Raw genomic sequence first — 11,481 nt, 5'->3', positions numbered from 1 at the left:
GACACAGATAAAAAGGAGGAAAGTAAGTGAAAGGAGTCATACTGGCAGGCGGAAAAGGCACAAGGCTCTATCCGCTGACCCGCCTTATGAACAAACATTTGCTTCCGGTCGGCAAATATCCTATGGTATGCTACGGCATCGAACGGCTCCGCCGAAGCGGGATAACCGATATTCTCCTGGTCATCAGCAAGCAGTCGGCGGGTCATTATACGGATTTTCTGGGCAGCGGCGCGGAGTTCGGCGTCTCCCTGACCTACAAAATCCAGGAAGACGCCGGCGGCATTGCGGAAGCGCTGGAGCTGGCCAAGGGCTTTGTTTCCCCGGGAGAACGGTTCGTCGTGCTGCTCGGCGACAATCTTTTTGCAGAAGATTTGACCCCTTATGTGGAGAAGTATAAGAAGCAGCCACGAGGTACGGCAAAGGTGCTGCTGAAGCCGGTCGAGGACGCCCGAAGATACGGAGTTCCGGTATTCGATGCGCAGGATCCCTCTTTGATCTCGTATATCGAAGAAAAGCCCGAGCACCCGAAGACGAATTACTGCGTAACCGGGATTTACATGTACGACGACGCGGTGTTCGAGATGATCGGGCATGTATCGCGCTCGGGACGGGGCGAGCTGGAAATTACGGATGTCAACAATCTCTACGCCAAAGAGCGCAAGCTGAGCTACGATGTGCTCACGGACTGGTGGAGCGATGCCGGAACCTTCCAGTCCCTGCGCGAAGCGGGCGAGAAATTAAAAGACACGCTGCCTTAGGGCGGCGTGTTTTTTTTGCATCCGGGCGAACAAGGCAGGGCGGCGGCGGAACCGAGCGGGCTTTCGCCGCATATGCTGTAGCAGGGCGTTTGAGCAAAGGAGACATGAAGGTGCAGACGAAAATAACCAAAATCCTGCAGCACATGGCCCATACGCACGAACAGATGGCGCGGATTCTCGACGCCGAACGTCACGTAGCCGTCCGTATGTCGCAAATTGTGCACGACCTGCCGGATACGGAGCCTAACTTCGACGGGTTCCCCGGACTTGTTGAAAGTGCAGGGCAAGTAAACAAGAACATCATCGCTTACCTGAACGCGATTGCCGATCTGGAGGAAGCGATGGCCGAAGGTGTCGGACGGGTCATCAAGGAATTGGATGGCCAGGAGGAAGAGTAGCCCAGAACAATCAGGAGGCGGAAGATGAGCAGAGAAAAAGCTTTTCTGCAAATGCTGGAGTCGTCCGCTGCAATCCAGTGGAACATCGCGATGATTCTGGAAGCCAAGGCGGTGGAAGCGGAAAAGGTAAAGCAGTGGACGCATCATCATATCCACGCCCGGGCATTCGAAACCCATGAAGACCAGCTCAAGGAATCCATGGCCATTCATGATGTCATCGTGGAGATGGTAGAAGGCCTCACCAAACTGGAGAACGGCCTTTACAGCAATCTGAAGGCCGTGCTCGGCAGCGGCGAGGAGGAAGGCGGAGGGTTTGAGAACGAGTCCGGCGGCTTTGATTTCGGTGAAGACAAATGAGTGAGGGACTGCTCTCCGAACATGCCGTCAAGCTGGATCTGATTCGCTCGATTGCCCGCAGTCAGGCTGCCCTGGCCGCCATTTTGGAGAGCATCGCCGAAATTACGGGGCAATCGGAGCAAACCGCCCGGAAGCTGAGCGATAACATCAGAATACTCAGTCAGTACCAGAGCAGCATGTGCCGGAAGCTCACCGGCATTTCGCTGCATCAGCCCAAGGAAGGTATTCCGGCCGCGCCGTGGCTTCACCGGGACCTGCGGACGGAAGCCTCGGGGCAGAGGGAGCACAGGAGGAATCGGAGATGAAAAATAAACGGGTGAGAGTACGCGCCAAAGGCGTCGGCGCACGCAAGCCGCTGCTCTCCAGAAGAACGAAGGTCCGCAAAATTTCCGGACGCCGGATGCGCAAGCTGCGCCTCGGCAAAGGAAACCGCAGAGTGGTATTGCGCAAACGAAGAAGACGCGGCCGGCGCCCGCAGCGCCGGATCCGTGTCATACACCGCCCGCCGGTCCAGGTTATTCCGGCACCGGTTGCGCCACCGAGCGTCCAGGTGGTTCCGCTCCCCCCGGACCTGGGCGTCGCCCCGGAAACGCCCCCGGCCGACGCCTATCAGCAGGGCTACACCGAAGCATACAACGTGGGGTTCGACGCCGGTTTCGCCAAGGGTTTCGAGGACGGGCATAAGCTGGAGATGCCTTAAACTGCGGCGTCGTCCGGAACGGTCTCCCAAAGCCGCGCAAGCTTAGTGCCGAGTGCGGCTTTGGGAGCGGCCTTCCCGTCCGATGCATTTCACAATGCTCCGGAGTATGATAGAATCCTTAACATGAAACCTGATTGAAGGTTTACAGATAAAGATTCTATGGAGAGGTGCTGCACATGGGAGATCACATCATTCGCAAAGGGCATGAAAGTGAAATCGCGGAGATTATGGAGCTGATCGCCCGCTGCATACAAGTCATGCGCGAAGGCGGCAGCGATCAGTGGGACGAGCATTATCCGAATGCGGAGGTCATCGGCGGCGATATTGCCGCAGGAACGTTGTTTGTACTGGACGATGGCGGGGCTGTCAGCGGCATCATCGTGCTGGACGAGAATCAAGCCGAGGAATATGACGCCATCGACTGGTCGGAGCGGCAGGGTCCGCAGCTGATCATGCACCGGCTGGCGGTTCATCCGCAGGCGCAGGGCCGGGGCGTCGCCCGGCAGCTGATCGCTTTTGCGGAGCGGCATGCAGCGGAGGGCGGCTATGCCAGCATCCGGCTGGATACGTATGCGAAGAATACGCGGGCGCTTCAGCTATATCCGTCGCTGGGGTATGAACCCCGGGGCGAAGTTTATTTTCCTCACCGGGAGACCCCTTTTCCGGTCTTCGAGAAGATCATAAGATAAGTTAATGTTAGATAACATAACTCAAAACCCGTTTTGTAGAATGATAATTGGAAGTTATGTAAAGAATATTGACATAAAACATGTCTTGAGCGTAAGATGGGATTATTCTTAATTGAATAGTCCTGTTTTTCGTATATCCTTAATAATCGGGTTAAGGGTCTCTACTGGGAACCGTAAATTTCCGGCTACGAAGATAGGCTTTGACGAACACGGGAGCGAGTCCGGCACATATGCGGGCTGCAGCTTCCGGGAACGCGGGCCTGTTTTTGTGGCCTTTTTCATGTTCCAACCGCAATGATTCGGCGGCGGAGGCCGCTTCCTGAAGGGGGTTCTTAGAATGGCGGACATTCTGATCAAACACGCGCAAATGATTACGATGAACAAGACGGAGGAGATCGTACACGGCGATATCCGCATCAAGGACAGCCTTATTGCGGAGATCGGAACCGGACTACAGCCCCGGGCGGGCGAAAAAGTGATCGATGCCTCGGGACGGACGGTGATCCCCGGCTTCGTGCAAACGCATATCCATTTGTGCCAGACGCTGTTCCGCGGCAAAGCCGATGATCTGGAGCTGATGGATTGGCTGCGCAAGCGGATCTGGCCGCTGGAAGCGGCGCATGACGAGGATTCGCTCTATTATTCGGCCCTGCTCGGCATCGGCGAGCTGCTCTCCAGCGGCACGACCACAATTGTAGACATGGAGACGGTGCGGCATACGGATTATGCGTTTCAAGCCATTGCGGCCAGCGGCATCCGTGCCCTTTCCGGCAAGGTGATGATGGATCAGAAGAATGAAGACGCCCCGGCGGCACTTCAGGAGAATACGGCAGATTCGCTGCAGGAGAGCGTCGATTTGCTCGAAAAATGGAATGGCTACGGCGGCGGCCGTATCCGCTACGCATTCTCTCCGCGGTTTGTCATTTCCTGCACGGAGCCGCTGCTGAAGGAAGTGCGCGATCTGTCCGCGCGTTATCAGGTAAAGGTGCACACCCATGCTTCCGAAAATTTGGGCGAAATTGAAATCGTGCAGGCCATGACCGGCATGCGCAATGTCGTCTACCTGGATCATCTGGGGCTGGCCAACGAGCGGCTGATTCTGGCCCACTGCGTCTGGCTGGACGAGGAAGAAAAGCGGATCCTGCGGGACCGCGGCGTGCATGTCAGCCATTGTCCGGGATCGAACCTGAAGCTGGCGTCGGGAATCGCCGACACGCCGGGCATGCTCCATGAGCATGTGCATCTCAGCCTCGGCGCGGACGGCGCGCCGTGCAACAACAACCTGGATATGTTTAACGAGATGCGGCTGGCCGCCATAATCCAGAAGCCGCTGCACGGCCCGACAACGATGGATGCGCGGAGCGTCTTCCGCATGGCAACGATCGGCGGCGCCCGGGCGGTCGGCATGGAGGATCAGATCGGCAGCATCGAAGTCGGCAAAAAAGCCGATCTCGCGATCCTCAACCTCAACCAGTTCCACACTTTCCCGTCCTACGATGTCGATCCGATCTCCCGGATCGTGTACTCCGCGACCCGCGCGGACGTGGAGACGACGATCGTCGACGGCGAAATTGTCGTGGAACGCGGCATCGTGAAAACGATGGACAAAGACATCGTGCTGCGCGAGGCGGACCGCTCGATCAAGCGTTTGCTGGCGGCAACCTCGCTGGCGTAGTGGAGGAGCAGGCAGGGGGTGTGCCGCAGGAGATCGGGTTATGGATTCGGCGACTGAACGCGGATAGCTGAAGGTACTGGAGGAAAAGTGAGTGCGGATTGGCAGAAAGGCCTCCGGACATCGTGAAAAATATTGGGAAGTCCCGCAAGCCTTATAGGATAGGGCTTGCGGGACTTCCCTTTTTTGCAAACCCTTGTATAATGAATAGGATTTTCCCCTCCCATCCTTTGGGAGGGAGGGCCGGCGCTGCAATGACCGGCAATATCGGCAGCACCTGAGATGAAATGAACAAAAAACGGAACCAACTGGACGGTTCCGGGGTCGGATATAGTGAGGTGAAGTCATTGGAACTTGAGGACCTGAAGCAGGCGCATTCGATGGATGAAGCCCAGTTGAGGCGGATTATGGAGCTGTACGGAAACGAGGTATGGAACTACATTTATTATTTGACCGGAAACGGAGAGACTGCAGATGATTTAGCGCAGGAAGTGTTCATCAAATGTTATTACCGGATCGGGACATACCGGGGGATGTCCACCTTCAAGGCATGGCTGCTGACCATTGCGCGGAATACGGTTTTTTCCTACCGGAAGTCGAGATTTTTCAGGCTGGGATTATGGGGCGGGACCGAGTCGCTGCACCATGCCGGGGACGGATCGCAGGAACAGCCGCTGATGTCGGTGGGAACGGCCCCTTCGGCGGAAATGGAATATCTGGGCAACCGGCAAATCGAAGAAATCTGGGATACGATCATGAAGCTGCCGCTCAAGCTGCGCGAGGTGCTGGTGCTGGATCTCAAAGCGGAGCTGTCGGTAAACGAAATCGCCGAGCTGACCCGCTTGCCTGCAGGAACGGTCAAATCGCGGCTGCACCGTGCCCGGCGTAAAGTTCAGAACGAGTTAAGGGGGCTGGAATGATGGAAGAGCGTAAGCCGGAATGGTATGATCTGGCCCGCAGAGGGCCGCGGAGGCAAAGCGGGTTCACTCCAGAGCAGGCGCAGCAGGTGATGAGGCGGATTCAAACGATGCCCGAAGGGGATGTTTCGTCCTGGCGGCAGGCCGATTTCGGGCGGGTTCCGTCCAGCCATCGGCGCCGGCACCGAATGGGAGTGATTGCAGTTGCAGTCATCGCCATTCTGCTGGTCGCCGGGGCCGGACTTCTGAAGCTGAGAGACAAGGATGCGGGCGTGCAGGGGAATGCCGGACCTTCGCCGACGGCTGTTGTCCAAAGTGCAGTGACGGAAGAAATGATGAAGCAGACGGCGGAACAGGCGATGCTGGCGCAAATCGGCAAAAAGCTTCCCTTTAGCAAACTGGATCGGGCGGGATACGGGGGGATGATCCGGCTGGATTATCAGGAAGCGGAGGATACTGCTTCATTCTGGATCAGCGAAGAGTCGGGCGAACTCGCCATGTTCATCATCGACGCGGCGCTTCCGGCGCAGAAAGCCGCAGAAAGCCCCTTGGTCGGCGCAGCCCGTAATAAATTGAAAGAATTCGGCTATCACGGGGATTTTTCGTTGAAAAATATGCGGCGCACTGCCAGCTACGGCCGGACCTCCGACCGCAAGGTGCATGTTCAGGATGTCGTAACGGCCCAAAATGCATATGTGACTTACGCTGATAATGAATACGTGCAGCTCGGCTTCGAGATCGCTCCTGCCGAAATCAGTCCCGAGCTTCTGCAGCGCGGACAAACGGCGCTGGAGCGTGTGGGTGGAGCAGCGGGGAAACAGCTCATCGGGGCGAGCAAGACGGCGCGTGATGGCCGGGGCCAGCTTGTGCTGAAATACGGGGAGACGGAGTATACGCTGGCTTCGGTAGTTTTTGATGATGCGTCGGGCAAGCTGATCGCCGTTTCGGATGCTTCGCAGGGCGTCAAAGCAAATGATCCCGCCAAACGGGCCGAGCAGGACAAGGCGCTGCTGAAGATGGATCCCGCCAAGCTGCAAAGCGCGGCGGCGGAAATCGCGGATGACCTGTTCGGCATTTCGCTGAAGGATTACATCCTGGTGAAAAATGAACCTACACCTGGAATCATCAGCTTCGAGCGCAGCAACGAAGACGCGCCGGATATTCAGGCCGCCTATAATCTGGACGGGAAATTTTACAGCTTTGCGCGGCTCGTCGATCCGGACATGTATGTTGACCCTGTTCCGGTTCAGCCGTAGCTTTCGCTTTGCACGTGCAGGACGCAGCCCGAACGGGCCGCGTCCTTTTTTTTTACATTCTCCAATCTACTCACTTCCAGCGGGTTTCCATTAGGATTGCCGGAACAGTTTTTTCTGATTTTAAAGTTTGCTATACTAAAAGAATCTGAACTTTTACAGAAAACACGAATGGATTTTACAAATTAATTTCATTCAAAGCTAAAAGAGGGTATGAGATGAATACAATGAACAAACGCGATCTGCTGCGCAATTTCGCCCTCGTGGCGGGTTTGATCTGGGCGAAGCTGCTGCTTTTACGGATTTTATTTTACGGCCGGATCGACTGGGCCTGGATTGCCGCCGACCTTGCGCCGGTGGTGCTGGTGATGGGACTTCTGGCTATCGTCGTGCCGGTGCGGTTCCGGCGAGGCGCGTACCTCGCTTTTGATGTTCTGGTGTCGCTGGTGCTGTTTGCCGCCACCGTGTATTTCAACCATTTCGGCTCGGTGCCGACGTATGTGGCGCTGCAGGAGCTCCATCAGGTATTCCAGGTGAAGGACAGCGTGGAGTCGACGGTTCAGGCCGTTGATTATCTGTATTTCGCCGATTTTATCCTGCTGGCGGCGTTCGCCATCCTCCGCAAATGGCGCCGCTCGCGCCGCACGGTTTATCCGTCCTTGGGCGGAGGGTACGAATGGCGTGATTCGCGGCCGGGAAGCCGGAGGGCCATGTTGGCCGCCGCGCTGCTGGCGGTGATTGCGGGCGGGCTGCTGTCGGCGTATTACATCCGCGAGACGAAAGAGCTTACGAATGAGCTGGTTCATGCGGAAAGCGCCGGCTTCATCAATTATCAGGTCGCTGCGGCGATCTCGGCCCATGAAGACAACGGGCTGCATCTCAAAGGCGACATCAACGATACGATAGCCCAAATTGCCGCGCTGCAGGCAACCTATCCGTACGGCGGCAAAAGCGGCGCGGCGCAGCCGGATTACTTCGCTTCCCAAAAGGGTAAAAATGTAATTGTGGTCCAAATGGAAGCCTTCCAGAACTTCCCGATCCACCAGACGCTCGCCGGACAGGAGCTGACGCCGAACCTGAACAAGCTGGCCGACGAAGGCTTTTATTTTCCGCAGGTCTACCAGCAGATCGGTTCGGGCAATACGTCCGATGCCGAGTTCATGAGCAATACGTCGATCTATCCGCTCGGGGCAATTCCGATGTCCAGCGGTTTTGGCGACCGTGAGCTGCCGAGCCTGCCGCGGCTTCTGCGGGACAAAGGGTATGAAGCATATACGTTCCATGTAAACAGCGTGGGCTTCTGGAACCGCAACCAGCTGTATCCGGCGCTCGGCTTCACCGGTTACTACGACAAAAAATATTTTTATAACGATCATTTCAATGCCTTCGGCGCGTCCGATGAACAGCTTTATATTACCGCTTTGGAGAAGCTGTCGGCGCTTCAGCGCAAAGGCACGCCGTTTTATGCCCAACTGGTCACCGCATCCAGCCATCATCCGTTCCAGATTCCCGATTCCTTCAAGAAGATCGCCGTGCCGGAAGAGCTGCAGGGAACGATGCTCGGCGATTATTTGACGGCCATCAACTACACCGACTATGCCATCGGCAAACTCGTGGAAGGCCTGAAGCAGGACGGTTTATGGGAGAACACCGTGCTCGTATTCTACGGCGACCATTTCGGGCTGCAGCCGCAAAATGTCGATCCGGAACAGGTCACCGCGGCGCTGGGCATTCCTTATGACTCGCAGGTCAGCCGTTTCAATATTCCGCTGATCGTGCATACGCCGGGAATGGCGCAGGGTAAGGCGGTGGAGCAGACCGGCGGACAGCTCGATATTTTGCCGACGATCGCCAATCTGCTGGGCATCTCGCTGAAGACGGAAGGCTTCACGGCGTTCGGGCATGACCTGCTCAATATCGGGCGGAACGTACAGGGGATGCGCTATTATTTGCCGACCGGCTCGTTCTTTAACGACGACATCATGTTTGTGCCGGGCAAAGGGTTTGCCGACGGCAAAGCGGTGTCGCTGAAGACGCTGCAGCCGGTAGAGGATTTCAGCCGGTACGAGAGCGATTATGACTATATTCTGGAGCTGGAGCGTTTGTCTGATCAATACGTGAAGCTGCTGCCGCAGCGGTAGGAGGACCCATGAAAAGGCGGTTTCGCATCGAAGGGGCGTTTGCGCTGGCCGGCGCCCTGCTCATTGTGGTGTTATTGTTTACAAAGCCATTTATCGGGGTTGCCGACAACGGCGATTTCCTGCGCATGATGAATACGATCGGGTTAGGGTACTATGATGCGGCGGAGAGCTACGCCGACCGTTTTTTTGCCTTCAGCCACAGCCGGTTCGCCTATGAGCCGTTGTTCCGCGGCTTTTATCCCTCATCGCAAATTGTACTGGTGCTGGTTCCGCGGCTGATCGGCGGCCTGCTGCACGGCAGTTATTTCGATATCCGGCTGCTTGCGGCGGTGTACGCGCTGCTGCTGCTCGCGGCCACCTGGCTGCTGGTCCGGGCGGGACGGACCCTGTCGGCGGCGGCGGCGGTCCTGCTGGGTGCGGCGTTATTGTTCGTTTTTTACGATATCGGGTATGTCGCCTACTTTAATTCCTTCTTCGGAGAACCGGTGTCCATGACCGCGATGCTGCTTACATTTGCGTTCGGCCTGATGCTGGCGGCCCGGGAGGCGCCGAAAAACGGGATGTTGGCCTGTTTTTTTACCGCGGTGCTGCTCTTGATCGGCTCCAAAATCCAGAACGCGCCGCTTGGGCTTGCGTTTGCCCTGATCTTTCTGCGTCTTGCGGGGCTGCGCAAGGACCAGGGCTGGATCAAGCGGTGCCGGAGTTATGCGGCAGCGGTGCTGATCATGTCCGTGCTGATATACGTTGCCGCGCCCAAAGAGCTAAAGCATATCAACCTGTACCAGACCGTTTTCTACGGCGTGCTGAACGAGTCGCCGGATGTGCGCGGCGATTTGCGCGAGCTGGGGCTGCCTGAGCGCCTGGAGGTGCTGGCCGGCACGAATTATTTTCAGGCGGGGACAGCGATCAAACAGGATGATCCAACGCTGAAGGCGGATTTTTACGACCGGGTATCGCATAAGGACATTCTTTTCTTCTATTTAAAACATCCGGCTCGCCTGGTAAGCAATATGGAGTACGCGGCGGGGAACAGCCTGTCGATCCGGCCCTATTATCTCGGAAGCTATGAAAAAGCGGCGGGCCATACCGCCGGTGCGGTAGCTTATGCCTACAGCGGGTGGAGCGAGTTTAAGAACAAGCATCTTCCGCATACGCTCGGGTTTCTTGCCGGGTTTTACCTGATCTATTATGCCGTTATTCTGCTCTATTATTTCCGCGAAAAGACGCTGCGCGCCAGACTGGCCTGCGAGCTGTTGATGCTGGTCGGCCTGATCGGCCTGTTCTCGTTCCTCATTCCGATTCTCGGCGACGGCCGGGCGGATATCGGGAAGCATTTATTCCTCTTCAACGTCAGCTTTGACATGATGGCGGTGGCGATGCTCGTTGCGGTCGTCCATTTGGCCCAGCGGATGCTCGGGCAGCGGTTTTCAAGTTTCTCCAAGGATTAGCGATTGACCGCCCGCAGGAAAATGACATACAATATCTTTGAAGTTTGGGATGGCTTGGAAACAGCCTCGATCCAGAAGGGGGCCGGCATGGAGAACGACAACCAGCGGGAGAAAATCGAGCAAGCCCGGCGGGAGCTGAACCGGCTCGCGCTGAAATACGGCATGCAAGATATGCGGGTGCTTAACCAGTCCGTTAAGCTGGACGCACTCCTCAATGAATATAAAGAACGGGTGGATAAGCAGAATTCCGCCCGACATCCATAGATCATCTTACGGAACAACGAAGGGGCGCCCTCTCAGCCGAATTACGGCGGGGGGCGCCCCTTTTTGACGCGGGCAGGCGTTACAAACTCCGGCTTGCAGCGTTCCTATCCATCAGTCCTCCCCGAGCAGCTCCCGCAGCATGCCTTCCCTGTCGTTCAGGAACGAGCGGGTAATGGCGTAGTGTTCCGTCTCCTCCAGATCCACCCGGCGGAGACCGCCTTCCTCCAGCAGCAAAATATCCGCGCCCGGATAGGACATGACGATCGGCGAATGCGTGGCGACGATGAACTGCGACTGCTGCTGCACCAGCTCATGCATCCGCACCAGCAGCGACATCTGCCGGAGCGGAGACAGCGCGGCTTCCGGTTCGTCCAGAATGTAGAGGCCTCTGCCGCCGAACCGGTGGACAAAGGTGGCGAAGAACGACTCGCCGTGCGACATCTCGTGCAGCGATTGTCCGCCGTAGGAATTCTTTACGGGCGGCGAGAAGCCCGGCTGCTCGTCCAGCTCGTCGATATAGGTAGCGACATTATAATAACTTTCCGCCCGAAGGAAAAAGCCGTCCTTCGGCCGCCGCACCCCCCGCGCAATCCGCAGATATTGATACAGGCTGGAATGGGAGGCCCGGGTGTTGAAGGTGAAATTCAGCGTTCCGCCCTCCGGATTAAAGCCCCACGCCGCCGCGATCCCCTCCAGCAGCGTCGATTTCCCCGTTCCGTTCTCCCCGACCAGGAAGGTCACCGGCCGGCGGAACTCCAGCCGCTCCAGCCCGCGCACCGCCGGCAAAGCAAACGGATAAGCCTGAAAATCCGGAATGTGCTGGCGCAGCAGCTCCGCGTGAAGCAAGTATAACGGGTGATTCCCGGTCAGTCCCACAGGCGATT

13 protein-coding genes and 1 riboswitch are annotated in these 11,481 nt (G+C 57.0%); of the genes, 12 read left to right on the top strand and 1 reads right to left on the bottom strand.

Annotation, left to right across the window (positions count from 1 at the left end; translation table 11 throughout):
* Positions 1-26: 26 nt before the first annotated feature.
* The 12 genes from BMW84_RS18010 to BMW84_RS17955 all read left to right on the top strand — a co-directional run bounded on the left by BMW84_RS18010 (position 27) and on the right by BMW84_RS17955 (position 10,597).
* Positions 27-758, top strand: coding sequence for a sugar phosphate nucleotidyltransferase (locus tag BMW84_RS18010; protein ID WP_091070796.1), 732 nt, complete (start codon positions 27-29; stop codon positions 756-758).
* 110 nt (positions 759-868) lie between these two features.
* Positions 869-1,156 (top strand): nucleoside-diphosphate sugar epimerase, encoded by a 288-nt coding sequence (locus tag BMW84_RS18005; protein WP_091071171.1) that lies wholly within the window; start codon positions 869-871, stop codon positions 1,154-1,156.
* 24 nt (positions 1,157-1,180) lie between these two features.
* The gene (locus BMW84_RS18000) at positions 1,181-1,513 is read left to right on the top strand and encodes an alpha-helical endospore appendage domain-containing protein (RefSeq protein WP_091070794.1); all 333 of its coding nucleotides are present in this window, start codon (positions 1,181-1,183) and stop codon (positions 1,511-1,513) included.
* The gene (locus tag BMW84_RS17995) at positions 1,510-1,818 is read left to right on the top strand and encodes a hypothetical protein (protein WP_091070792.1); all 309 of its coding nucleotides are present in this window, start codon (positions 1,510-1,512) and stop codon (positions 1,816-1,818) included. Before BMW84_RS18000 ends, BMW84_RS17995 begins: the two co-directional genes overlap by 4 nt.
* Positions 1,815-2,213 (top strand): FliH/SctL family protein, encoded by a 399-nt coding sequence (locus tag BMW84_RS17990; protein WP_091070790.1) that lies wholly within the window; start codon positions 1,815-1,817, stop codon positions 2,211-2,213. The genes BMW84_RS17995 and BMW84_RS17990 overlap by 4 nt, the downstream gene beginning before the upstream one ends.
* A 176-nt stretch (positions 2,214-2,389) precedes the next feature.
* The gene (locus BMW84_RS17985) at positions 2,390-2,902 is read left to right on the top strand and encodes a GNAT family N-acetyltransferase (protein WP_091070789.1); all 513 of its coding nucleotides are present in this window, start codon (positions 2,390-2,392) and stop codon (positions 2,900-2,902) included.
* Between the two features lie 109 nt (positions 2,903-3,011).
* Positions 3,012-3,110, top strand: a riboswitch (purine riboswitch).
* Between the two features lie 129 nt (positions 3,111-3,239).
* Positions 3,240-4,577 carry a 5'-deoxyadenosine deaminase gene (locus tag BMW84_RS17980; RefSeq protein ID WP_091070787.1) on the top strand — a complete coding sequence of 446 codons (1,338 nt, stop codon included), beginning with the start codon at positions 3,240-3,242 and terminating at the stop codon, positions 4,575-4,577.
* Positions 4,578-4,912: 335 nt separating this feature from the next.
* A complete protein-coding gene (locus tag BMW84_RS17975; protein WP_368086727.1) occupies positions 4,913-5,494 on the top strand; it encodes an RNA polymerase sigma factor in 582 nt (193 codons plus the stop codon).
* Positions 5,491-6,747, top strand: a complete 1,257-nt coding sequence (locus BMW84_RS17970; RefSeq protein ID WP_139209646.1) for a hypothetical protein — start codon at positions 5,491-5,493, stop codon at positions 6,745-6,747. Before BMW84_RS17975 ends, BMW84_RS17970 begins: the two co-directional genes overlap by 4 nt.
* 215 nt (positions 6,748-6,962) lie before the next feature.
* On the top strand, positions 6,963-8,885 hold the full coding sequence (locus tag BMW84_RS17965) for an LTA synthase family protein (protein WP_368086726.1): 1,923 nt from the start codon (positions 6,963-6,965) through the stop codon (positions 8,883-8,885).
* 8 nt (positions 8,886-8,893) lie between these two features.
* The gene (locus BMW84_RS17960; RefSeq protein ID WP_091070782.1) at positions 8,894-10,333 is read left to right on the top strand and encodes a glycan biosynthesis hexose transferase WsfD; all 1,440 of its coding nucleotides are present in this window, start codon (positions 8,894-8,896) and stop codon (positions 10,331-10,333) included.
* A gap of 87 nt (positions 10,334-10,420) precedes the next feature.
* Positions 10,421-10,597, top strand: coding sequence for an aspartyl-phosphate phosphatase Spo0E family protein (locus BMW84_RS17955; protein WP_091071169.1), 177 nt, complete (start codon positions 10,421-10,423; stop codon positions 10,595-10,597).
* A 111-nt stretch (positions 10,598-10,708) separates the two neighbouring features.
* On the opposite strand, the gene BMW84_RS17950 is transcribed toward BMW84_RS17955, so the two are convergent.
* A complete protein-coding gene (locus tag BMW84_RS17950; protein ID WP_254773046.1) occupies positions 10,709-11,443 on the bottom strand; it encodes an AAA family ATPase in 735 nt (244 codons plus the stop codon).
* Between the last annotated feature and the right edge of the window lie 38 nt (positions 11,444-11,481).

The organism is Paenibacillus sp. NFR01, assembly GCF_900111565.1.
Taxonomy (GTDB): Bacteria; Bacillota; Bacilli; order Paenibacillales; family Paenibacillaceae; genus Paenibacillus_AQ.
The sequence above is the reverse complement of the archived record's forward strand: the minus strand, read 5'-3'. Positions and strand labels throughout refer to the sequence as shown.

Bases quoted from the DNA above. Each gene is read 5' to 3' on its own strand.
- BMW84_RS18000 (WP_091070794.1), top strand. From the start codon at position 1,181: ATGAGCAGAGAAAAAGCTTTTCTGCAAATGCTGGAGTCGTCCGCTGCA.
- BMW84_RS17995 (WP_091070792.1), top strand. From the start codon at position 1,510: ATGAGTGAGGGACTGCTCTCCGAACATGCCGTCAAGCTGGATCTGATT.
- BMW84_RS17990 (WP_091070790.1), top strand. From the start codon at position 1,815: ATGAAAAATAAACGGGTGAGAGTACGCGCCAAAGGCGTCGGCGCACGC.
- BMW84_RS17985 (WP_091070789.1), top strand. From the start codon at position 2,390: ATGGGAGATCACATCATTCGCAAAGGGCATGAAAGTGAAATCGCGGAG.
- BMW84_RS17980 (WP_091070787.1), top strand. From the start codon at position 3,240: ATGGCGGACATTCTGATCAAACACGCGCAAATGATTACGATGAACAAG.
- BMW84_RS17970 (WP_139209646.1), top strand. From the start codon at position 5,491: ATGATGGAAGAGCGTAAGCCGGAATGGTATGATCTGGCCCGCAGAGGG.
- BMW84_RS17965 (WP_368086726.1), top strand. From the start codon at position 6,963: ATGAATACAATGAACAAACGCGATCTGCTGCGCAATTTCGCCCTCGTG.
- BMW84_RS17960 (WP_091070782.1), top strand. From the start codon at position 8,894: ATGAAAAGGCGGTTTCGCATCGAAGGGGCGTTTGCGCTGGCCGGCGCC.
- BMW84_RS17955 (WP_091071169.1), top strand. From the start codon at position 10,421: ATGGAGAACGACAACCAGCGGGAGAAAATCGAGCAAGCCCGGCGGGAG.